The 24324-nt window shown below is 60.2% G+C and carries 12 protein-coding genes; 3 read left to right on the plus strand and 9 right to left on the minus strand.

The window, feature by feature from the left end:
• Nucleotides 1-55 precede the first annotated feature (55 nt).
• The 3 genes from hemW to FWD29_02565 all read right to left on the minus strand — a co-directional run bounded on the left by hemW (nt 56) and on the right by FWD29_02565 (nt 3901).
• Nucleotides 56-1387 (minus strand): radical SAM family heme chaperone HemW, encoded by a 1332-nt coding sequence (hemW, locus tag FWD29_02555; GenBank protein ID MCL2802828.1) that lies wholly within the window; start codon nt 1385-1387, stop codon nt 56-58.
• Nucleotides 1388-1393: 6 nt separating this feature from the next.
• Nucleotides 1394-3217, minus strand: a complete 1824-nt coding sequence (lepA, locus tag FWD29_02560; protein MCL2802829.1) for a translation elongation factor 4 — start codon at nt 3215-3217, stop codon at nt 1394-1396.
• An 81-nt stretch (nt 3218-3298) separates the two neighbouring features.
• Nucleotides 3299-3901 (minus strand): thioredoxin domain-containing protein, encoded by a 603-nt coding sequence (locus FWD29_02565; protein ID MCL2802830.1) that lies wholly within the window; start codon nt 3899-3901, stop codon nt 3299-3301.
• A 263-nt stretch (nt 3902-4164) separates the two neighbouring features.
• Here FWD29_02565 and FWD29_02570 point away from each other — a divergent pair, with 263 nt between their 5' ends.
• The 3 genes from FWD29_02570 (at nt 4165) to FWD29_02580 (ending at nt 10132) form a co-directional block, all read left to right on the plus strand.
• Nucleotides 4165-6885: a hypothetical protein gene (locus FWD29_02570; GenBank protein ID MCL2802831.1), complete on the plus strand. Its 2721-nt coding sequence runs from the start codon at nt 4165-4167 to the stop codon at nt 6883-6885.
• A gap of 144 nt (nt 6886-7029) precedes the next feature.
• On the plus strand, nt 7030-7512 hold the full coding sequence (locus FWD29_02575) for a hypothetical protein (GenBank protein MCL2802832.1): 483 nt from the start codon (nt 7030-7032) through the stop codon (nt 7510-7512).
• A 1039-nt stretch (nt 7513-8551) separates the two neighbouring features.
• On the plus strand, nt 8552-10132 hold the full coding sequence (locus FWD29_02580; GenBank protein MCL2802833.1) for a hypothetical protein: 1581 nt from the start codon (nt 8552-8554) through the stop codon (nt 10130-10132).
• Nucleotides 10133-10394: 262 nt separating this feature from the next.
• On the opposite strand, the gene brxL is transcribed toward FWD29_02580, so the two are convergent.
• The 6 genes from brxL to FWD29_02610 are packed head-to-tail and all read right to left on the minus strand — an operon-like array spanning nt 10395 to nt 23393.
• A complete protein-coding gene (brxL, locus tag FWD29_02585; protein MCL2802834.1) occupies nt 10395-12590 on the minus strand; it encodes a BREX system Lon protease-like protein BrxL in 2196 nt (731 codons plus the stop codon).
• Nucleotides 12591-12597: 7 nt separating this feature from the next.
• Nucleotides 12598-15099 carry a BREX-1 system phosphatase PglZ type A gene (gene pglZ / locus FWD29_02590; GenBank protein MCL2802835.1) on the minus strand — a complete coding sequence of 834 codons (2502 nt, stop codon included), beginning with the start codon at nt 15097-15099 and terminating at the stop codon, nt 12598-12600.
• Nucleotides 15099-18698 carry a BREX-1 system adenine-specific DNA-methyltransferase PglX gene (pglX, locus tag FWD29_02595; GenBank protein MCL2802836.1) on the minus strand — a complete coding sequence of 1200 codons (3600 nt, stop codon included), beginning with the start codon at nt 18696-18698 and terminating at the stop codon, nt 15099-15101. Before pglX ends, pglZ begins: the two co-directional genes overlap by 1 nt.
• Nucleotides 18695-22183, minus strand: a complete 3489-nt coding sequence (gene brxC / locus FWD29_02600; GenBank protein ID MCL2802837.1) for a BREX system P-loop protein BrxC — start codon at nt 22181-22183, stop codon at nt 18695-18697. The genes pglX and brxC overlap by 4 nt, the downstream gene beginning before the upstream one ends.
• On the minus strand, nt 22180-22797 hold the full coding sequence (locus FWD29_02605; protein ID MCL2802838.1) for a DUF1788 domain-containing protein: 618 nt from the start codon (nt 22795-22797) through the stop codon (nt 22180-22182). Before FWD29_02605 ends, brxC begins: the two co-directional genes overlap by 4 nt.
• Nucleotides 22794-23393, minus strand: coding sequence for a DUF1819 family protein (locus tag FWD29_02610; protein ID MCL2802839.1), 600 nt, complete (start codon nt 23391-23393; stop codon nt 22794-22796). The genes FWD29_02605 and FWD29_02610 overlap by 4 nt, the downstream gene beginning before the upstream one ends.
• Between the last annotated feature and the right edge of the window lie 931 nt (nt 23394-24324).

Here is a 24324-nt window from a genome sequence, read left to right on the forward strand (position 1 = left end):
CTGTCGCCCGGCCCGCCCTGGGACCAACTACTCGCCGGCCCGTTGGCGTTGGTGGTCAAGGGGCCAACGCTCGGGTGACCGTGTCTGCCAGCAGGCGGCCTTTGAGGGTCAGGACAATCCGGTCACCTGGCAGCGTGACCAGGCCGTCCGCCCGCAGTTGGCCGATGCCGTCCGTGGCCTTGGGATCAACCGCCGCCTGAGGCAGACCCTGGCTCAGGCGCAGTCCGAGCATGATCCTCTCCAGGCGGGCAGCTTGGCCTGCAACCACTTCAGTGTCTTCAACCGGCCGCCGGCCGGCCGCCAGGGCGGCGGCATGGTCACTGGGGTGGCGCAGGTTCCAGTACCGCCGGGATCCAATGGCGCCGTGGGCGCCTGGTCCAATCCCCCACCAATTGCCGCCCGTCCAGTAACCCAGGTTGTGGCGGCATTCGTGACCGGGCCGGGCCCAGTTCGAGATTTCGTACCATTCCAGGCCTCGCTGGCTCAGCAGTTGGTCGGCTAGTTCGTATTTGGCGGCTTGGTCATCCTGGTCGATTGGCGGCAACTGGCCGGCGGCCAGCCGCCGGCCCATGGCCGTACTCGGCTCGACCGTCAAGGCGTAGCAGGAAATGTGGTCTACTCCCAGGTCAAGCGCGGCTTGAAGGCTACCTTGCCAAGATGCCATTGACTCCCCCGGTGTGCCGTAGATTAGGTCAACCGACACCTCCAAACCAGCTGCCCGGCACCAAGCCACCACCTGGCCAACCCGCTCAGGTGAATGGCTCCGCTCCAAAGTAGCCAGCACCGCCGGATCAGCAGACTGCATGCCCACCGACAAGCGCGTGAAACCAGCCTTGGCCAGCCCTTCGATGTAGGGCTGGTCAACCGAATCGGGATTGGCCTCACAGGTGACCTCGGCCCCAGCGGCCAGGCCCCAAACGACCCGCACCTCGTCCAGCAACCTGGCCAGGTTTTCTAGCCGCAGCAAGGTCGGCGTGCCGCCACCAAAGAAAACCGTCCCTGCTGGACCAACACCGCCTGCGGCTCCACCACCCGCCGGCGAGCTCGCCACCGCACCCCGGCCATCGCCATCGGGCAGCAGACCCGCCACCAACCGCATCTCAGCAACGGCCAGGTCGACAAACCCGACCCGAAGATCGGCCGCAGTATAGGTATTGAAATCGCAGTAGCCACAACGCCGCAGGCAAAACGGCACGTGCACGTAAACACCCAGGCCCCGCCCTTGACGGTCGATGTCCCCAAGGTGACCGCCGGCACGAGGCGGCGGGTAAAGGGGGGCAGTCGGGGTTTGGCTCCGGGCATGTGACTTTGGCGATGCGGCGGCATCGCCCCAAGTCACGGCGCGTGACGGCGCCCCTGTCCCGGCGCCGGACGCGAGCCCTGCCACGGCGGCCTACTTTTTGCCCTCGGCCGCATCTTCGTTCGACAAGGCCGCGATGAAGGCTTCTTGCGGCACCTCGACCCGGCCTATTGTCTTCATCCGCTTTTTACCCTCTTTTTGCCGCTCGAGCAGTTTGCGTTTGCGCGTGATATCGCCGCCGTAGCATTTCGCCAACACGTCTTTGCGCAGGGCGCGGACGTTTTCCCGGGCAATCACCCGGGCTCCCACGGCGGCTTGGATTGGCACTTCGAATTGCTGGCGCGGGATCAGCTTTCTCAACCGGCCGGCCATCATCACACCGTAGGAGTAAGCCTTGTCTTGATGCACAATTGCCGAAAAGGCGTCGACCGTTTCGCCTTGCAGCAGGATGTCGACTTTGACCAGATCGGATTCTTGGGTGCCTTCAGGTTCGTAATCTAGCGAGGCGTAGCCGCGGGTTTTGGATTTCAACTGGTCGAAGAAGTCGAAAACGATCTCGGCCAGCGGCAGGTTGTAGCGCATTTCAACCCGTTCTTCGGACAGGTAGTCCATGCCCAATAGTTGGCCGCGGCGCTGCTGGCACAACTCCATAATCGAGCCAATGTACTCCGAGGGGGTCAAGATACCCGCCCGCACCACCGGTTCTTCGACGTGAGCCACTTTGCCGCCGGGGTATTCGGACGGATTGGTGACCTGGACTACTTCGCCGCTTTCCATTGTTACCTGGTAGACCACATTGGGGGCGGTCGAGATAAGATCCAGATCAAATTCGCGTTCCAACCGCTCGCGAATGATTTCCAGATGCAACAGCCCCAAAAAGCCACACCTAAACCCGAAACCCAAAGCAGCAGACGTCTCCGGCTCGTAGCTCAAGGCCGCATCGTTCAGTCTGAGCTTGTCCAGGGCATCGCGCAGCGCCGGGTAGTCGGTCCCGTCAATTGGATACAAACCGGAAAACACCATCGGTTTCGGGTCTCGGTAGCCGGCCAGCGGTGTCTTGGCCGGGTGGGTGTAGGCCGTGACGGTGTCGCCAACCCGGGATTGGCGGACGTCTTTGACGCCGGTGATCAGGTAGCCGACCTCGCCCACGCCCAGCGACTTGGTCGGGGTCGGGTCCGGCGAAATCACGCCGATTTCCAGGAGCTCGTGGGCGGTTTTGGTCGACATCATGGTCAGGCGTTCACGGGCCGAAATATGGCCGTCGACGACCCGGACGTAGGTCACCACGCCACGGTAGGTGTCGTAGACCGAATCGAAGATCAGCGCCCGGGCCGGCTCGTCTGGCTGCCCGGTGGGCGGAGTCACCCGGTGCACAATCGTGTCAAGCAGTTCCCTGACGCCATCGCCGGTTTTGCCGGAAACCATCAGGCAGTCTTCCGGTTGGCAGCCCAGCAAGTGGGCCACCTCCTCTGCACATTTGTCGGGTTGGGAGGCCGGCAGGTCGATCTTGTTTAGCACCGGGATGATGTCGAGGTCGTTTTCCAGCGCCATGTACAAATTGGCCAAGGTCTGGGCTTCAATCCCTTGAGCGGCGTCGACCAGCAACACCGCGCCTTCACAGGCCGCCAGTGAGCGCGAGACTTCGTAGGAGAAATCGACATGGCCGGGGGTGTCGATCATGTTCAAGATGTATTCGGCGCCATCGGCCGGCCAAACTAGGCGCACGGCCTGGGACTTGATGGTGATACCGCGTTCGCGTTCGATCTCCATCTTGTCGAGGTACTGGTCGCGCATGACCCGCTCGTCGACCGCCCCGGTTAGTTGCAGCATCCGGTCCGCCAACGTCGATTTGCCGTGGTCAATATGCGCAATTATGCAGAAATTGCGGATCAGAGCCGGGTCGACACGGTTGGACACGATGGCCAATCCTATCTGTCGCCCAGACCAGTGCCCGCCGCCGCCCTGTCGCCCCAGCTCACTGGCGCGTTCGACCGGCCGCTAGCATTCGTCCTTTTGCCCCTCCTCCAGCCGGCACAGCGCTTCTTTAACCGTTGTGCCTGGATCCCACTGGCGGGTACCGGATTCGGGTGTGGTTAGCAGGATGGTTGGCGTACCGGCCACGCCAAAGTCGATGGCCAGAGCCGTGGCGATCTGGACCATATCGAGGTAGGGCAGGTCAGTCATGGCGCGGGTCTGGCTTGGTCCGATGCCGGCTGCTTCAGCCAGGGCGACCAGCTCGTCTTGCGAAAGCCCTGGGGTGTTTTCGTCCGGGCGGTTGGTCCACAGGGCCTGGCTGAAAGCGGCAAAACGGTCCGGCGCGACTGCCGCCATGGCGTAGGCCGCCGCCGCCGCCCGCGAGGAGTAAAGCGAATCCCCGGACATCCGGTCCAAAAAGGCCAACGGGTGCGTCACCAGAACTACGTCGCCCGCATCGACTAGGTCTTTGATCTCCGAGCCGTGCTGGTACTCGAAGCGATCACAGAACGGGCACATGTAATCGACGAACACATCAATCCTGGACGCCTCCGGGCTGATCTGGGCAGGGGGTACAAGACTGGCCCGCCCATCGATACCCGTGACGATGCCCGGGATTGACTGCATTGATGACTCCTGGAAGCTGACAACTGTCTATGTCCAACGGGCAGGGTACAGGCTCCTATTCCCCGCGGGGTCCCACAACTTGGACTGATCACAGCGTAGGGCCTTGCACCAAAGCCGGCCGCTCCAACTCGGCAGTTGTTCAGAAGACTTCACAGGCGCCAAGAATCAACAATCCCGGCCGCCTGACAATCGGCGCCCCGCACGGCGACGCCGCCGCCAGCCCCACACCAATTCTGATCCAAGATGCTGCCACAATTGTGGACGTGGCTAGAAGGATGACCGACCCAACGGTCAACGTTGGCACCGCACTGGCGACAATAGGAGTTGCAGTGATCGCGGCGGCGTCCGCAGGTACCATCGCACCCCTGGCTGGACTGGTCGCTCCTGGTGGCACCATGTTCAAAGAGGCCAGAGCGTGGGTGCGCCGAAAGGACAGCCCATTGGCCCGGGCATATGCGCAGGGTGTTACCAAGGAATGGCTAACCACCGAATTGGCCAAAGATGGCGACCTTGAAGAACAAATGGCCACCGTAGCGGAGCGGATTGCGAAACTCCTGACGCGACGGGAATCCGCCCTGGTGAAGGCCATCAACGACCCAACCTTTCCTGAGATCCACAAGACCCTGCTCGCCGTGGGTGGCCAGGAACTGCGGGACTCAATTGAGCAAAGCGGTGGCGGCCAACAAGTTGCCATGTTTGACCTCCAACTCAAGCACGTGGCACGCGTCCTCGAGAGCCTTCGCAACCCGAATGCCCAGTACTTCAAGCAGGTCCTGAACGAGCTCAAAGCCCTAGAGAAAATGATGGAGGCAACAGCGAAGGAAGGCACCGTCAAGGAAGTTGGTGCAACTAGCGAAGCAACGCACCAGGTCGCGGTGGAGATCCTTGACGCGGCCACCACTGGAGACTTTGCCGGCTACCTAGGCAAACAGGAGTCCTTTCGCCCGGCCAGAGACACTTTGCTGGATTACCTCTCCGGCAAAGTTGCGTTCGTGGGCCGCACCGAGGAGCGAAAGCGCTTGCACGGCTTTTGCGATTCGGAGGCAAAGGTGGCCTGGGCGGCCATTACTGGACCGGGCGGCACCGGCAAGAGTCGCCTTGCCTACGAACTGTGTCGAGAGTACGAGAAGAGAGGTTGGCGGACCCTTTTTCTTCGGGATCCGTTCTTCGAGAAAACCTTCAGCAATTGGGACTATCCACAAGACTTGCTGGTGGTGGTCGACTATTTGACCGGGCGGGCGGCAAGAGTCGGCCGCTGGATCAACGAATTGAATCAGCAAGCCAGGCAGCACCGCCTAAGGTTGCTGCTGCTGGACCGAAACGAGTTCACCACACTGGGAGGCTCGGACGGTAGGGAAAGCTTTGGTGCAGAACCAACCTGGTACCAGCAGCTGACCAGTGGGGCAGGCAGAGGCGCTGAACAGCGGCTCCACCGTGACAACGACGGACGGTGTGTAATCAGTCTGCCTCAAATGACAAACACCGACATGAAAGAAACCCTTCGATCAGTATTTGTGCCCGCTAACGCATTGGATGACGTGATCAGTCGGCTTAACCAAATCGACCAAGGGCACAGCAGGCCCCTCTACTTGCTTTACGTTGCCAAGGCCTGGTTGGAAGACCCAGCTAAGGCCCGTGAGGTAACAGCAACACTGGCGAGCCTGCTCCAATTCATCTACCAACATGAAAAGGAGATCGTCGAGAAAGCCTGTCAACAATCTGAAGGCAGCTACCATCCAAGCGCTGTACTGGATCTGTGGGCCTATGCAACCGTCTCTGGTGGAATCGAGGACATTCGCGGCCTGCCTTCGGGAAGCTACGCAGCCAGAACAGTCGACGACGGCGTTTCAGCTGGGAACAGGCTCGCTTTCGCGGCACTGATCCGTAGCCACGCGGGATCTCATGCTGCTGACGTTGAACCGTACACGCCAGACATCGCTGGAGAGTTCTTGGCTCTCACCCGAGCACGTGTGGTCAAAGACGAAGACCTGACCCGACTCGTGTCCTGTGCCTGGGCAAACAGGCCCACACAGTTCCAGGGGTTTTTGGAGCGCGCTTGCCTCGACTTTGCAGAAGGGACGGCTGGGGGTGATGAGACCGGATTCGGCACGATGCTTGTTCCTGACGCAGGCTTGCTGCAACCGCCGTCTGATGCAGACCCCTGCGTTGCCAACCTCGGCTGTCACGGCTGCCTGGCACTGCTTGAGAGCACCGGACCCAGGCCAAAGGAAGCCTACGCATTGGCCATGGCGGGTCTCGCGAATGTCGTCAGCGCGGATCATGCAGTAAAGGCTCTCCGGCCGCTGGGTGAGCTCCCTGGTGGAGTCGGGGAAGAAACACAGGCCCTCAGCATGGCGATAGCGCTGGTCAACCTGGCGGTCGATGTTGGTGAGCCAGAGCAGGCCAGGCAGATAATTGACGGTGAACTCAAACCCCTGGCCGCCGACTTCCCCGACAACCCCGACATTCACCTTCCACTAGCGCAAGCGCTATTCAACCTGACCTACAAGATCGGTGAGCCAGAGCAGGCCAGGCAGATCATCGATGATGAACTAAAGCCACTGGCCGCCAACTTCCCCGACAACCCCAACATTCACCTCCTTCTAGCGCAAGCGCTGGTCAACCTGACGTACAAGACCGGTGAGCCAGGGCAGACCAAGCAGATAATTGACATTGAACTCACACCACTGGCCGCCAACTTCCCCGACAACCCCGACATTCACGTTCGACTAGCGCGAGCGCTGTTCAACCTGGCGTACCGGACTGGTGAGCCGGAGCAAATCAGGCAGACCATTGACAATGAACTCACACCACTGGCCGCCAACTTCCCCGACAACCCCAACATTCACCTTCCTCTAGCGCAAGCGCTGGTCAACCTGACGTACAAGACCGGTGAGCCGGAGCAGATCAGGCAAATCATCGACAATGAACTAAAGCCACTGGCCGCCAACTTCCCCGACAACCCCGAATTCAACTTCGACTAGCGCGAGCGCTATTCAACTTGACGCACAAGATCGGTGAGCCGGTGCGAGCCCAGGCGGATGTTCGATGGTGAGCTCAAACCGTTGACCGCCAGCTTCCCTGACAACCCCGACATTTAAGTTCAGCTAGCGATGGCGCTGGCCAACTTGACAGCCACTCTGAGTGAGCCGGGTCAAGTCAGGGAGATTGTTGAACGCGGTCTCAAACCGCCGGCCGTCAAGTTCCCCAATAACCCCGACATCCAGCTTCAACTGGCAATGGCTCTGTTCAACCTGTCGAACAAGGTGGTCGAGCCAGAGCAGGCCAGACGGATCATTGACGGCGAACTTAGACCGCTAGCCGCCGACTTCGCTGGCGACCCCAGAATCCAGCGTCAGCTAGCGAAGGCGTTGGTCAACCTGACGATCGAGGTGGGTGAACCGAAGCAGGCCTGGCAGATCTTTGCGCATGACCTGGCACCTCTCGTGGCCCGCTTCCCTCAGTGGCTGGAAAACGGCGGCCCCTTTGGCGCACCTAGAGCGCTAAGCAGTCGAAACCCACGCATAGTCCCCGATCTGGCCGGCGATGGGCTGCGGTCGTGGGTCGAAAGCGTTCAGGTGTTTGTGGCTTGGGGGTCTTGGGGGACGTAAGTGATTTCGAATTCTTCGATGGCGCGGTAGTCCTGTTGGCGGAGGCGCGGGTTCAGCCCGTTGATGCCGATGGGCCGGCACACGCCCAGGCCCCGACCCAGAGAAACTGGTTAGCCCATATCCGCCCTGATGGAGAGGTCTCTGGGTCGACCTGGGCTGGGGACACCTAGCTAGCCAGTCCGTCGCGGCCCGTGACGATGCCGGGGATTTGCTACATCAGCTACTCTCGGATGAGGCCGCTGCGTCGAGGGCTGGTGGGCTACTTCCTATCCACCGGGCCTGAGACAGGCTTCTATTCCCGCCACGACCCGTGGTTGGACTAGTCCAGCGCAAGGCCTCATGCGATCCGACGGTGACCGGACCAAGTTGCCGTGCAGCCGAGGTCAAAGCTGCCCTCTGTCGACAAACCCGTTTTTGCTGGTGGATGGTGCCGCTTCGGTTACGACGCCAGCACCGGGTTCACTGGTTCGGCCCAACACGCCCACCGCAAAGGGTGCCATAGCCACGTCTCCAATCTGGGGTAAACTGGTGCGGCCGGGCTCTATGCGCGGGTCCGGCCAGTAATGATGCACCCGTCGTCTTTCTCGCGTGCCGGGTGCACTGGAGGGAAAGTCCAGATGCTCGTGGTAGGCCGGGCGAGCGGCTCGGCCCAGGTGCCGGCAGGTTGTGCCTGTGGCTATCTTGCTGCCAATGAACGTGCACTGGCGCGGTGCCTGATACTGGGGAGATCACAAGCCCCCGTCCTCGGCGACAGATTCCTCGTGCTTTTGGACCCAGCGAGATCGGAAGTGACCTGAAGATGCTCAAGAATCCGACGCCGACGACGGAGGCTCACCTTGCTCAATCCCACGCGGAGAGGGTTCCGCGTAAGGGCAAGATTCCGAAGCCGTTCCGTCGAGGTGTCCGTGACTGGTTCAGCCACGGAGGCACGCCGCGCACCGATGGTAACGGGGGCGGGCAGGGCATCGGCGATCTTAACCCGGAAGAGCTCGACTTCTAGAACACAGCCTCGGCCCCACTCCCCCAAGGTGCTATGCCAATGCAGTCTCTTACCCCCAAGGACAAGTGTCTGAGTGAACTCATCCGGCAACTCATGTCCAATGACATGGAATGGATTCGCCGAAGAGAGGAGTCGCTATTCCCCCTGACAGAAGACGGTGTCGGACGGTCGGTGAAGTTCGAAATTGACGTCTCCAAGCTCAGTCGAATCGCGGAAACTTGCGGACCAATTGACCGGATTCTCGTCCCACTGGGATGGCTGAAGAAGGACATTGAGAAACGCTTCGTCGCAACCGTCGACGGTAAGCCGGCGACCCGACTCACACGCGACGAAGTCTCAACTGCCGCTGTGTCCATACTACTCGATTGCATGCCAGAGGAGCCTCGCAGAAGCCTCTCAAAAGCCGCAATTCAGGTACTATTTGATATCTGCTACGGATTCCCAGTCAAAAAAGACTTCCAGATAATAACTGGATCAGGAAAGGCGAACGGATCCAAAATGCCGTTGCCACCGCTTTGGGCTGGCATCAAAAGCCTCGCGCAGCCGGACAAGGACGCACTGAGGGCAGCGATGCGTGACCCGCAATTCCTGGCATTCCTAATGCGATTCACAATCAACTCCCTGCCCACAATCGAGGTTCGTCTGGCCGACATCGAGAATAGGCCGTCGTGTTTTGTGGAATACGAGCTTCTGTCAGGTCCTACCGGTCGACAACAGTATTCTGAGTTGGGCCAGGGGAAAATGCGCAACCGAGAAAAGGGATCTGGCCGTATTTGGTCACGCTTCGCCATGATGAGTGTCCCGTATGAAATCAAGATCTCTGGGTTCATGGAGGCTCAGCGTGAGCACCTTCGGATTCACCTACCAGAAGGCCTTCAGCTGGCGTCGTTGCCCCACATCGCTGTCAACCCGGAAGTAGATGAGAACAGTAGGGCCGAGATAGCAGAGTCGACCTACTTTTCGGCAACCTTGGGCACCCTCGCAATCTATCGGGCCAGACTCAAACAGAGGCACGATGACTACCGCTACCGGCTTAGCCTGTTTGCTGATCTTTCCGGTTTTGCAGTCCCGGCCTTGCTCAGCCTTGCGGCTGGGGCGATGTGCCTGTTCCTGCTTGTGCTGCTGCATTTCCTGTGGCGTTGTGGTCACGCCACATTCTTTTTTAACGCCAAGGTGTTTGACCCGGACAATTACTACAACGTGCTCGAGGTGTTGCTACTTGGCTCGGCGCTGGTGACAGGCTGGTCAGTCCACGCTGATCCGAAGGGTGTAAGGAGAATTCTTCTAAGCCCTCCGCGACGGATGGTGGTGTTTGCGATGATCGTAAACGTCAGTGTTGGCCTATTCTCGGCGGTGTTTGGCCACGAAATTCCCCCCAGTCCTCTGGTTTTGGCATGGCTAGTCGCTTTGGCTGTAAATGCGGCAGTGATCGTGTCCCTGTTTATTTCGATCGTCATCCATAGGAGGGCGACAAAAGCCATACTCCCGCATCTTGGCGAGACGCTCAGGCCACCTGTGCTGGATACGGATACCAGATTCCCGTTCTTTTCCAAGTACACAGGTAGAACCGAGGCTGTGCTGGGTACTGAGGAGCCGCCGGAGGACCTGCAAGGTGGATGAGTCAACCCCGTGGCAGCCACCTCCTCAAAGTCGAGGACCGTCACCCGGAATTTGTCACGCTGGTCTGCGTAAACTCAGAATCCAGGGGCATGGCGGTTTGCCGTTCATGATAGGGCATCCGATCTGTTCGGATACCGTTTGTCTAAGGCTTTTCGCCGATGGTCGACACTCAGCCGCATGCCTTGGCAACTCCCCAAAACGCCGACCCATCGACGTGGGCCCAAACAGGCCAGGCATGCGGTGGCCGGCCTCAAGCAGAAACTCACGACCGATTGCGAGGCTCGAAGACATAGGTGATTTCGAATTCTTTGACTGCGCGGTAGCGCTGTTGGCGCAGGCGCAGGTCTAGCCAGTTGGAACCGAAAGGTTGGAACACATCCAGGCCGCGGCCCAGGATTATTAGCCAGCCGGTGTCCGCCTGGATCGAGCGGTCGTGGATGGTGTCGCTAAAGGAGTAGTCGAAGCTGATTCCGGCCACGGCCACGTTGGTGCGCACGTCTTCCAGGAGGCCAAGTTGCTTCTTGGCCTCTTCTGGGGTTTCGTCAACCTTCGTGGTGAGGTGCACCTTCACCTCAACGCTGGGGTCTGTCACCTTTGTGATGGTCTCGATCAGCTCCACCAGATTCCGCATCTGGTGGGAGGCGCGGATGTAGGGATCGATCACCTCGATCCGGGTCGCGGCCCGGAGGTAGGGGCCGAAGAAGCGGTCGAAGCTGAAGCCGCGGCGGCCTTCGGCGAACTTGTGGTGGCCAGGCTTCAGCACGGTCTGTGCCGGCGTTGAAGGCTCAGCAGGTCGCTTGGCATCAGGCGCCCCAGCTGCCGCCGCATCGGCTGCTGACCCCGCGGGCGAGGGCGCGCCAGAGTCAGCCGGGGACCCGGCATCGGCCTCCCCAGTCCCAGGCTCCGGCTCGGCCGCCACCCGGTGGTAGAGCTCGGGGTACTCGTCTTCCTCTAAGGTCGCAACCGGGGACCACTCACCACCGCTCTCAGCAAAGCCGAACCGGACAGGGGTCATGGTGGTGTCAATCCGCAGCAACTGGTCTTTGACCCGTTTGCGCCCCTCGACCGCGGTCCGCAACAGCGCCTCCATCTCGCCAGCAGAAGCCTCGCCGGTGGGATGCACCAGCTTCATCAGCCCAGAGAAGGTCTTGTGGATGCCGTCCCGGTCGCGGGTGGAGATATCACCCGAGAGCTCGAAGTGGTCCTGAAACTTGTCGGAGAAATCGGTGTCCCGCATATCGCGCAGCACCTCGGCCAGGTAGTCCACCACGAAGCCGTGCCCAGAAGAGAACATCTCGCCGCGAATCTGCTCGAACTCCCAGCCCGGGATGTAGAAGTGGATCCGGTCAAGGAAGGCCGGGTCGTGGTACTGCTCAGGCAGCTCGTCAAACAGGTCGGAGTTCTTCAACATGTAAGGCACCGTGTGGGCGGTGTTGCCAATGAAGACCATGGATGCCTCTGCCCCCAGCGTCTCAATCCCGCGGGAGAAGGACTTGTTAGCCATGTAGTTCTTCATGATGTCAACCAGCGCGCGGTCGGCTCGCTTCTTCTTGCCGGCAAACTCATCGAAGGCCACACAGTCCCAGTAACCAACCAGGCCAATCCGGCCATTGGCATTGTTGACGAACAGCTTGGCCACCGTCACCTCGCCACCGGAAATCAACATGCCGTGCGGCGAAAACTCCGAGTAGATGTGGGACTTGCCGGTCCCCTTGGGCCCCAGCTCAACCAAATTGTAGTTGCGTTCAACAAACGGAATCAGCCGGACCAAATGCAACAGCTTGGCCCGCCGGCCAAACAAGGCTGGGTCAAAGCCGATCGATTGGAGCAGCAGGTCGATCCATTCCTCAGTGGTGAACTGGGCCCGGGCCTGCTGGTAGGTGGAAATGTCGAGGTTCGACAGTTGGATTGGCTTAAGGCTGTGCAACCGCCAGGGCACATCCTTGGAATCGCCAGAATGCGCGTAGACAATCTCGCTGATGCACCACACCCCGCCAGTAAGCAACTTGGGATGCTGGCGCACGGTTTGGGCGGCCACAAGCACCCGGCTAATGCCAAGGTTAGAGAATTCGGCCTCGTAGACATCCAGCTTCTCATTCAGCGCCACCGACACCTTGTCGATTACCCGGTAGCGCCCCTGCTCCTTGATCCGGGACTGGATCAGGCGGCTCTCACCACGGTGGACATAGTTGTCGCGCAAAATGCTCCGCACCGCGTCAATGCCACTTTTGATGGTGGCCTCATCATCAGTGGCCGCGTACTGCGCCAGCAGGTACTCCAGCACGTAAGTGGGGACTATTGCGTTGCCTTTGACCGCCTTGACCAGATCCTTGCGGACAACTACACCTGGGAAGGCCGCCGTGATCTTGCGGTCCAGTTGGCTGGGCTGAGGCGAGCCGGAGGGCGGGCCGGTTTGACCTGGCTGCGCGCCAATTGCCGGATCGTTTGGTTCTGTCATGGCCGTCCTAGAAGTCGAAATCGCTGGTGAAGGTGCGGTTGAGAGTGAAACGAAGCGTCGGAGGGTAACGGACGCGTTGTGATGTGCCAACTGTCTCGAATAGCCTCAGCTCGATGGTCTGGCCGTTGAACGGGTCGGCTTGCCGGCTGAGCACCAAGGTGATCGGGTGGAATCGGTCGCGTTTCTCGGATGAAGTCTGTGAGCAGACCACACAAACTTCGTTGGAGACCATGGTGTCCTCGACGTAGAGAGCTGCGAAAAGCTCACGCGGCCGGATCTTCTCGGTGACAGGTTCTTCTTGGTACAGGTGGACCGTGATCTGACCCGTGGTGATCCGGTCTGTGTCGGCCATAGGACGCACGGCCACCCGGTCAGTGTCCTTCGCCCGCTTCTTGTTGATGGCCAGGACCGGCACCACCACTTCCTGTAGCGAGGCGCCACCGTGGACGTACCTGACGCCCGATCCGCCGGCTTTCAACCGGTGAATCGATCTGGGCACTTGGGCTTCCACCCGGCCGGTCAGGCCAAGTTGGGCCGAGGTAAAGGTGGTAAAGGCGGGCTGCCGCAGCAAGCCCAGCCCCAGCGCGAAACGCGGATTGATGACCGGCACCTGGTCACCATGAGGCTTCTCTGAGAGGTAGTCAGATTCATTCAAACCGCTGTCTTGATAGAGAAAGCCGTGGTCGGCGGTGACCAGGATGTTGCTGGCATTGGCGCTGGCCAGAGCCTTGATAATCCTGATCAAGTCGGTGATGGTTCGCTCCACCGCATCAAAGACGCCGCCTTCGGTGGCGCGTTCTTCGCCGGTCCGGTCAATCAAGTCGTGGTAGAGGTACAGCACCTGGCTGGCTTTCAGCGTCTCACGCCGCTGGCTAGGGCTCTGCTCCAAGAAGGCCTCGCACCTAAGCGCCGCCCCGCCACATTGGTCCAGGAGCTTACCCCGATTGGCCGTGCCGTTGGAAGGTTTGCCGTCAACCGCCACATGGGCGCTTTTGTCTTCCGCAAACGCCAAGGTTTCGTGTGGCAGCAGGGCCGCCATACCCAGCTGCGTGTAGGAAGGCAAAGTGCTCAGCACGGAGTCCAAGTTGCCCTCGAATTTGTCCTCACGGCGAATGCGGCGGCATAGTTCCTCAGCCACCTCGTAGCGCAGCCCGTCAGAAATCAGCACCACAATCCGGTTGCCCTTAGACAGGTAGGGGCCTTGGACGTGCTTGGCAAAGAACTGCCGTTGCGGCGTGACGCCCTCGACGCGCCACTGCTCCAAGGTGTCGACCTGGCGCTGCCACTCATCGCCCAAGGGCCTGAGGAATCTGGTCGTGTAGAAACCCTCGACCTTTGCACGCAAGGCGGCCAAAGTGGGGTCGCTATCAATCTGGTCACAGTGCCAGGTGAAATGGCGGTAGGCCTGGTCAATGGCAAAAAAGGCCTCAGTGTATTGGTGGAAACCTTCGGTCGGGCTGGCCATCGATAGGTCAGCCAGGTCAATTCGCGTCAGGCAGGTTGAGGCCGCCGTCAGGGCCAGGTAGTGGTGTTCGAAAACCGAGCCCCAGGTACCGGCCAGGCGGCTGCGTGCCATGTCCTTCACGTCCTGATCGAGCAAGGTGCGCTGCTCCACTCCAGCGGCCAGCCGAGTGGTTATCTCTTGGTCGGCTTCACGGAAGACAAACCGCTCCATCAGCTCCGGCAGGTCAAGGTCAGCCAGCTGTTCGCTGATCCGCAGGCTGACCGCGGACATCTCGGCCAAGGTCAAATAGGCCTGCGTGAAACGCAGGTCATTGCTCCAAGTACTGAAATCGCGCTGGATGTTGCGGTACTGGTTCGGCACGTCTGAGGCAAAGCCCTGCCAGGCCAGACCGAAGACCCACAGCATGAAGTCTTCGACCGATGGCGCATCGCTGGAGTAGCCGTAGATTTCTTTGGTACCGGCCCAGTGGTAGCCGTCCAGCCCAAGCTTGGTGATCTCGTTAATCCAGGTTGACCGGCCCGCCGCGTGTTCTTGCAGCAGATGGCGCCAGATCATGTCGAGCGAATGATCCTCGCAGCCGATGACGGTGGCCACCATTTTGGCGGTAGCGACCTTGGCACTATCTTCAGCCGAGACTCGCTGACCCAGCTTGGTGTTGCGCTTGTCGGAGTTGAAAAACGCCGGGTAGTGTTCGACCAACTCCGCCGGCACCCCAAGATCTTGGGAGAGCAGGGCTTCCCTGTCAGCTGTGAACAAACCGTAGGTCAATTCCAGGTCCAGCAGCCAGTTGTCCAGGTTGGTCGCAGGTGGTGGACCGGCTCGATAGATCAGGAACTTGGCGGCGGGTTCTTCCGAAAGCACCTGGACCTTTATGGCGAATTCGTCTGAGTCGACCCGCAGGACCGTCACGCCAGGCAGGTCAAACTGATCGAGTTGGCTTTTGAATTCGCCCTCTGGATCAGACCAAATCACTAGGCGGGAGGTTGGGTCCGCCCCGGCGAACCGCTGTTGGAGCTGGGCCTGGATCGAAGCCAGTGCGATCATCAGACACCATCCTCCGGCCTGAGTGGATGCTTGGGCCAGGTCCAGCCCTCGACGTCGCGGCGATTCTTCTCGATGGCGGGGATGGCAGCCACGGCCCGGCCCAGGCGCAGGTAGTTCACCAGAACACCGTCGTCAAGATCGAGGCGGAGGTTGCGGGAGACCAACGGGTAGAGCACATCGCGTTCGTAGTCTTGGCATTCGGTTAGCATCAAGGCCAGGTCATTGGCCTTTTTCTGGTCGGCGGCCTGGCCGGACGATTTCAGGGCGTTAGCCTCGGCTTGCAGCTTGGTCTGGAACTCCCGCAGGTAGTCGTTCAGTAGGTGGCTGAGCGTTTCCGGGGTGTAGCGGTGCAGGTAAATCAAGGCGTTGAAGGCGCCCTTGCCGTCGCGGCGGGTAGAAAAGAGCCAATAGATGGGCCGGCCTTTGTAGCGTTTGATGTGGTCGGCGTAAAAGTCTCTCAGGAAATACTGCCGCATTTGTTTGCCCAAGGTCTGGTCGATGTAGGCCAAGTTGTCGTCAAAGTGGTCTTGACCGAAAGCAACCCGCAGGAACTGGCGGCAACGGGCCACCACACCACCTTCAAACCAGGTCTCACCAGTGAAAGGAATGACGTTGTGAGCATTGGGTCTGAATCGGGGCTCTGGCACCTTGGCCAGGTAGTCGCCGAGTGACTCACCCTGGCTGGCCAGGATTAGGCCGGGTTGGTCCAACGAGTAGCGGCCAAAGATGCAGCCCACGGTGTAGCTCAGCAGCTCCTTGACCGATTCTTCGGCAAACAGGGTTTTGCGCTCGTCCTCATTCTTGCCCGGCCAGCGGAAGGCAGTGTTGCGGGTCAGCGAGACCCGTTCCAACGGCACTTCACAAGGAACCTCGTCTGCCAGGTCGTAGAGCTCGGCGACGGCCCGGTTGTTGGCCTCTTCCAGAGCCTGCTGCTGCGCAGAACGCTCGTCCCACACGGAACGATGCTCCTCTATGGCCTGCTCCATCGGGTGGTCGTTGCGCTGGGTGAGCAACGGATTGGCGCCGAAGTCCCACGAAGTCTCAAAGTCGTCCCAGTCACGCTTGGCCTCTGCCACCAGCGCCTCAATTGCCGCACCTCCTTCAAAGGATCTACATGGCACTGGCATCTTGGCAACGTATCCAGTGGGGAGGTGCAGGGTCGGAGCAATCGCCTGGAGAAGAGCTGCCGCCACAGCCGAGTTTAGAAGCGCCAAGAGCTTTGGATCGTCCTGGCCCGAAGAAAACAGCGACATGCCCACTACGTCGTGGATAAACCCTGGCGGAAAGCGACGGAACGCGGGGGCGCCGGACGTGACATCGGACCATGCCACCGAGGGCATGAAATAGGTGTCCGGATTCCGAAGCACCGAACGCGGGCGAAATCCCGTGAGTTCAGCTCCGTCGTTTTCCCAATTGACCACTTCTTGCTGGTTCCCATGCCAGCGACGGAATTCGCCTCCCTTGTTGTACGGGAACCAGCGCCGGCCGGTAGCCCTAGCTGCGGGCCGGTTGCGGCAGCCAATCGCCGTGTTGTCTTTGTCAATCTCCCACCACTGGCGCACAAAGCGCATTACGTCCCCTGTGGACAATCCTTGACACGGCTTGGCCACCTGGGCAATGGGCTGCCCCCGAGTGAAGGCTCGGCGCATCTTCTCCGAAAGCCAGTAGACGATGGGCGTGCCCGGGATGTGCCTGAAAGACTTCTGGTCCACCGCAAAACTGTTGTAGGCCCTGTCAAGGAAAAGCGCTTCGATCTTGTCAACTGACCTGACTTCAACGTGTTGCTCGAACAGCCTGCGGTAGACACCCTTTCGCCCGCTGGATCGCGCCTTTTGAACGATGAAGGCGACGGACCCGAAGTCGGATCCAAAGACCCCGCGCCCAAGGTGCGCCATCAAACAAAGGAAGTCTTCGCTGACCAGCCATTCCCGCAGGGTCTCAAATGATTTCAAAAACATCCACGAAGGCAGGTTGATGATCGCCCAAGTGCCCTGGTTGTGTGCCATTTCGTCGGCCCGGAGCATGAAAGCAGTCATCAGATCAGACCTGCCGCTCGGGTATTCGTCTCTCAGCCAGGTGGCGAGTGGGGTCGACATGTTGCGGGAGCCCATGTATGGCGGGTTGGTCACCACAACGGAGTACTGCCTGGCCAGGAATTCGGCCTGGTTCACCACCTGTTCCAGGCGTCCATCCAGGTCAACTTGATCAAAGGTCGGCGACTCGTGTTGGTCCCACCGCTCAGCCAGCCTGGCCTGGCTGTCCCCGCTGACGCCGTCAAACGGGGACAGGCCCCGCTGAGCCAACTGAGACTTGGCCAAGGCCAACCGGTCCGGATTGACCCGCAGCAGCGAGCCGAAGGTGTTGGCATGTTCGAAGGCGTTCCAGAATGCGGCCTGAGCGCCCGCATCCGCCTCGGGGTCGATCAGGCCATCGAGCTCGTCCGGTTTGACCTTGACCGGCTCGAGCACACAAACGCTGGGCCTGACGCCGGTGGTAAAGAAACGACGCTGCTTGGCCCTGGCCTTCATGCAGAGGGCAAAGGCCGCCAGCGCCCCGGCCCGCTCGTCAATCTCCAGACCAAAGAGGTTGTGGGTCAGGATCAACCCGGGGATCTTTGACGGGGCGTAGCCCTGCTCGGCGTAGATGGCATAGAGCAGGTCAAAGGCGTAGGTCAGCATGTGTCCCGAGCCGCAAGCCGGGTCGCATACAGTCAGTTCCTGTGGTGAGTCGATGTGGAGAAACTCGCCTAGGTCACCTTCCGGCGCTATGAGGTGCTCCATCTGCTGGGCCAGCTGGGATTCGGGGTGGTTCAGCAGCCACAACCGGCCCACTGAGTTCTGTACCAAGTAGCGGACAATCCAATCCGGTGTGAACAGCTGTGTGGCCGGCGGGATCTCATTGGGACCGGCTTTGAGGCCTTTCTTGAAACCGGCCATGACCTGGTTTTTGCGCTCTGCGATGTAGTACTGGTAAAGCCAGCCAATAACCTCGACATCCTGGCAGTCTTCTGGTGCCAGGCACTGCACAGCCTGATCCAAGACTGAGCCTTCTACCAGCAGGTTGGCCGGCATTAGCAGGCTGGTGTAGTTGCCCTCCGGCTGGAACATAAGGGGCATGGACTTGGACCAGTAGGCGCAGTGGGCAGCCAACACCAGGCCGTAGGCCTCCCCTTGGGGATCACTCGAGGGCACAGAGCCATTCAGCAGCCCGGTGATACGCTGGCGGGTCTCAGCCTTGCAGTAGACCTCGGGGTCGAAGTCACCGCGCTTGACCACCGCCAGTGATGCTGGCTGGCCGGCAGGAAAACCCTCCGGCGGCGAAACCACCGGGGTGTTGGTGTAGCGGTTAGCGTCCATGAAACGCAGAGCCACGATCCGGTTGAACCAGACATAGGCCTGTTGTTCGGTGACATACTGGCGACCGGCTTTCCCACCGCCATGTGCCGCAATCACTTTCTCCAGGGCTCTTACCGCCTCAGACGCTTCGACCCTGGCGGTGGACGAGGCCGCCAAGACAATGCCCACCCGAGCCGCAACCTGCTGGACTAGCTCAGTGCGAGACGATGTGGCAAAGGCCTCAAGCTTGCGGCGGTCAATCACAAAGAAATCCTCTTGCCCTGGTCGATCGCCTGTTGCAAGGTGACACGCAATTCCTCAACGTAAGCGTCGACATCGGCCACGGTCTGCAACACCTTAGGCGCGGGAGCGGGCAAGGACCTGATCGACACAATGGGCGCAGCCCGGGGCGTTGGGCCTGCCTCTTTGGGCCCGGCCGGCTCCAGCAGTTCAAGTATTTCCAGGAAACCTTGTGCGGCAAACTCCTCTCGGAGCTGCTTGATCACAGGGATGCTGGTAGCCGCAGCCACCGCCGCAAGAACCCTCTCCTGGATCTGCTGGACTTGCCCCAGCACCTCAGGCGAAGCCTGCTCGAGCACATCGCCTTGGACCGTGACATCGATCCGGGCACTGATCTGTTCAAGCGCGGCCTCGCGTTCGGCGTTGACGATGGCGCCGGCGGCCACTTTGAAAGCAGCCGCCGCGTCTTTCAGCCGGTTGGCCCCGGTGCGGATCAAGTTCGGGTCGGCTAGTAAAGCCTCGACACGCTCGGCCTGACCGTCGGTTAGGTAGCGCCGGTTGTCCTGGTTGGCGGCCAGGAGGTGGCTGGCTTCATCGAAGACGTCCTTTTGCGACGAATTCAGGAACGAGCTGATTGGGTCGATGAAGTCCTGCTTGGCCTCAAGCAACTGGTCGATGTAATCGGTGAACTGGTCCAAGTACCAGCTGGTGGGTCGGTTGACCACCTGGGTCAACCGGGAGATGGGCTGATCAAGGCCGTTAATGAACGGGTAGCTGCCGTGAGCGGACCGGAGAGCCTCAAGGCGGCGCAGCTCGTCCTCCAGGCGCAGCTTCACCTGGGCGGCCAAGTCTCTGGGGTCAACCGTGGCGATATTCTCCGCAGAGAACTCTTGAACAAATGTGCGGACTTGGTTGACCTTGGCCTGGTCGAACTGGCGCTGCTCGGTGACCTCGACATTGGGATGATTGGCGGTGTTGCGCAGCACCTCGGCAACTTGCGTGCGGGCCAACTCCGAGCCGTCCAGGTGTAGGGTCACCTGGTCGGTGGCAAACAGCTTGGCAATGACGCAAAGAATGGCCCCGGGCGGCCAGCCGTAGGGGCGGTCCTCAAACTGTTCCATGATCTTCTTTACCGTGACCATGGCGCCCTGGGCGCGCTGCTGGTTGATGTAGGACGCCAGCTCGGCGGCTGGCGGCTGGAGCTTGTCAAAGTCGCCGGCCAGCAACACAGGGTCGTTGGCCAGCACCTTGGCGATATCCGGTTCGGAATAGGCCACTCCGCCCAGGTCAGGCAGCCGGGTGTAGAAAGTGGCCACCAGCTGGCCAACGCCCTCGTCTAGGCGGGCCTCTGGTTCCGTGGCCGTGACGGCAACCTGGGCGCCGTTGATGACCATGGTCGAGTTGGCCAAGGCGCCCCGGATTCGTTTGACCAGTTCGTCACGACGCTGTCGGTTGAGTCGAGTTCTTGATTCGAGGATGTAGCGCCGGGTTTCGGTCAACCCAGAATGCATGGTCAGCTTGACGTACTTGTCAGTCTGGAGGTGGAGCTTCAGATCTCCGTAGAGCCTGGGGTCATGCGCCAGGACCACCCTTAGCTCAGGCCGGCCCATCGACTGGGCCTTGATGATGTCTTGGTCCTGCCCCAGCGCCGGGGAAATGTAGTGCACGGACAAAGTGTGTTGCCGGCCGTATGCAGAGTCATCAAGCTGGAGACCATATTTGAAGACCCGGCCGGTGGCGGCATGGGTCCATGAGTTGGTCTTGGCGACATCCTCGACAATCAGCTTGGCCAGCAGGCCAGAAATCTCGCCGGAATCCACGCCGGTGCCCTTGATCTCTTGCTCAATGTCCTGTTCTTCGTTGGTCAAATACTCATAGCTCGAACCACTTCGCTGAACGTAGGTTTCCCGCTCCAAAGTGTCCAGGGCCAAGCGGACCTCTTCACCCAGAACAGTCAGATCTTGGCCAAAGTGGTCAATCAGTAGGACCGCGAGGTTACGTGGCGTGGCCTTGAAACCCTCGACGTATTTGACCAAGAACAGGGCCATGAGCAGGCGGATGGCGGTCTCGCTGCCGGCCGGAAGGAGGTTTTGGGCGGTGGTGAGGTTGCGGGTGGCCGTGGACTTGACCGACTTGGCGATACCAGCAAACATGGCGTCGAGCGAAACCAGGGCGCCAACTGGCCGGGTGGTCATCTGCTTGCCGACCTCCTGAACCACCCCTAGCATTGACCGCTCACCAACGGAAGAATGCCGTCCTTCAAAGACGTTGTGGAGTGACAGCCCAATTAGGGCATCCTGGAAGAGCGCCAGCTGGTAAGGGACAAAGGGATAAAGGTCGGTGAAATCGTCCTGGTCTGAGTAGTTGCGATAGGACTTGGCCCCGTCAACGAAGTCGAAAAGGGTGCGGAAATTGGGCCGCTGTTGGTGGTACAACCCGGCAAAGCTGCCGGCCGCCGCGTCGGTCTTATCCAACAAACGCCGCTTGATGACCTCCTCAAGGTCGCGGCTAGTTAGTCTCATTGGAGCGACGAAACGAGCCTGGATTTTGGAGAAGTCATTGGCCTGTGTCTTGGTCCGGTCGCCAATCACCCCCTCAATGTCTTCCTGACTGGTGACAAAGACCCAGGCCCGGCCGTGGCAGCGCGTGGCCAGCGACTCAACAATCGTTTGGAGGTTCAGCATCAGCTTGGTGTTGGTGCCAATGAACTGACCCACTTCATCGGCCATGAACAACAGACGGTGGTCGGGTGACTGGCCGTCCAACCAGTCCTTGACCTCATCCGCGAACTCTTCAATCGAGAGGGTGTACTTGTCCTCGTAGCGACCTAGGATGCTGTCACTTGGTGGCTCGCCGGTGACCATGGACCAGGCCTGAGTGACGGCGTGCTCTTGGAGAATGCCCTCTTCGCGACCCTGAGCCCAAGGAACACCGGCGATCTGCTCGAAGGCTTGGCGGAACTGGTCCAGCAAACCCCGCCGGTCCAAGTCTCGTTCAAACCGGGCGACCGAGGGGTCATTGCCGTAGTATCCCCTGACCTCGTTGAACACCTTGAGGAAGACCTGAAGCAAGGCATCTGTCTGGCTCTTGTCGATGAGCGGTGCTTTTTGGTCGATGTTGAACAACAAGGTGGTGGCTGGGATCGAGGCCGCCTTGCCCAGCGCGGCCGTCAGCATTGAATCGCCAATGGCCTTGCCGGCGAAGGTTACCACCACGTCTTGGCGCGTGATGGACTGGCCCGCCACGTCCCCCAGCAGGTGCGCCAGCATTTTCAACAGGTGGGACTTGCCTGAGCCAAAGAAGCCCGAGATCCATACCCCGTTGCCACCGCTGCCGGAACTGTTGTAGCTGTCGAGCAAATCAAGCAGCGCCGAGGCGGTTTCCCCAGTCAGGACGTATTCGTCAATTTCTGTGGCCAGGTTGGCGGCATCGTCCGCCTTGATGACTCCCTCGATGGGCCGGTTGATGTCCTTCGCGAAGATGTCGGCAATCAGGGGGGCGGGGTTCATGACGGCTCCTGTTCCAGGATGTTCTTAGCTCGGTAGTACTGATCATCGGTGAGCTGATCAAACAGCACCAAAGTCGAACCAAGGGCGGCAGATTGGCGATACTCGCCGGGAAAGAGCATCAGCATGGGCCGCCCGGAAACGGCCGCGTGCAGATTGTTCAACAAACTGTGTGAGCGAATGAAAGGGAAGACTTGGCCAACCCCGACTACCAACAGAACGTCGTAGCTGGGCGTTTGGGCCAACCTCTCTTTGATGGCAGGTACCAAGTGTGTCTCTGGGTCCAGGAGCTTTTGGAGGTCGCGGCGGAAGGCCTCCCTTGACCGCTTGGGCTCAACCTCAATTAGCCGGCGCAGCACCTTGCGCTGCTCCAACAACTCGACCGTCAGTGCAAATAGATCGATTTGTGGGACGTCCAGGCCATGTTTGGTTTCGAGCTGGTTGCGGATCCTCTTGGCGGCCGCCTGGGCTGTTAGCTCCTGGTTGGCAGGGTAGGCCCATATGTAAAATGGCACCTCGTTGCCGAGTCCCTGCATCTTGAGGAACCGCTCGGAGCCGAGCACCTTCAGGATGTTCTGCTCCTCGCGGCCAAGGTCACGGGCTGTTTCGCCTGTCAAAGTGCGCCTCCTGCTGGGAAGTAGCGGATGTCGCTGGGCGCACGCTGGTCCAGCAGTGCGGCAATCTGAGGTGACAGAAGCGGCTCGACGATACTGCCCGTCTCTGTGAGGAAACCGGCCTGGCGCAAAGCCAGGAACAGGTTCCGGCGGAGCTTATCTCTGGTTGAGTCTTTGAGCTGTTCGAGCTGGGCGTGCCACAAAGCCTGGCTGATGCAGAACCGGTCGAAGTCCTCATATGCCAACGACAAGTCACCAAGTAGATACTTGTCCCGGAGCACGGACTGTGCGAATTGGCCCACCAGCTGATAGCGACGGCAAACGGCCACCCACATTATGTGGTTGCGGTCAGTGCCCGGCGCCTGGGCTAGACAGCGCAACTCGTCACGGGACAACTCGCTTAGCCGCTGCACAACCTCACGACTGACGCGAAGAGCGGTGGTCCGGAGACGAGTGCCTAGCAGGTTGCGTTCCATCAACTCGGTCCGCGCCAATTCCCAGTCGCCCGATTCGAGGAACAACGGCGCGGCCACTGCGGCTTCTTGGGAGAGAAGACCGCCAACGGTAAATGAGAGGCGGTAGGGATCACTGGTTGCCATCACCGCCTCCTTCCCCAGCGTCTGCCGAATAGAGCAGCCTACAAGCCGGCACCGACATGCCCGGCCCGCCACCAGCCTCACTCATCCGGCTGACCTGGCGTCAAGCGTAGTAGGCTCCCTCGCCACTTGGGTTACCGCGCATCAACCGTTGTGGCTCATTGGCCGCCGGCGCAGGCGGAACCGCCCGCTATGATCAACCAACGGCACCCAAACACCGGCAAGCCTTGCACAAAGACGGCGGCGACGAATCCACGCCGCCTCTGAGGAGACAGCCCCATGAATGCCACCACTTGGTCCACCTCTGACCCAGGGCTCTGGCTTGGCGGGCTTAGCCTAGTTGCGGCCGTCGTGTTTGGCACCATCACCTGGCGCCGATCACGGATTAGACGCCTTCAGGTCGATGGAAGTTTCACGAGCTTGCTGCCGCCTGCAGTCCCGGTTCCGAGCGAGCTAGAGATCAGGGTTGGAGGAAGAGCTTTAGATGCACCCGGGGTGGAGACGATCATTCTTAGGAATCTTGGGCCCAGAGACATTACCCCAGACCAGTTCGACGACCGCCGCCCAATGCGGATCGACGTCGGCTGCGAAATTGCGAGCGTTCTTCGTTTTGAAGGCCTTTGCCAACCGGTAATCGACGTGACAGTTGTTGAGATACCCCCCTGCCGCCTGCGAGAGGGGCAGTCTGCGACACTGACGCTCCTAGTCGATGGGTATCCACGAGAACGACTCGATGTGGCCGATTATCCATCCGACACGAGACTCTCATTCGGAGCGTCACAGGGCAAATGGAGAAGACTTTTGCTCCCGTCTGTCGGCACAATGGGACTGCTCTACCTCATTGCAGGCGTGGCCGCGTTGGGAGGCAGCGGACCAGGGCTGTCGGATGGAAACACTCCCGGAGCATATTTGGCAGGCTCTTTGATCACGGGCG

The organism is Micrococcales bacterium (assembly GCA_009784895.1).
Taxonomy (GTDB): domain Bacteria; phylum Actinomycetota; class Actinomycetes; order Actinomycetales; family WQXJ01; genus WQXJ01.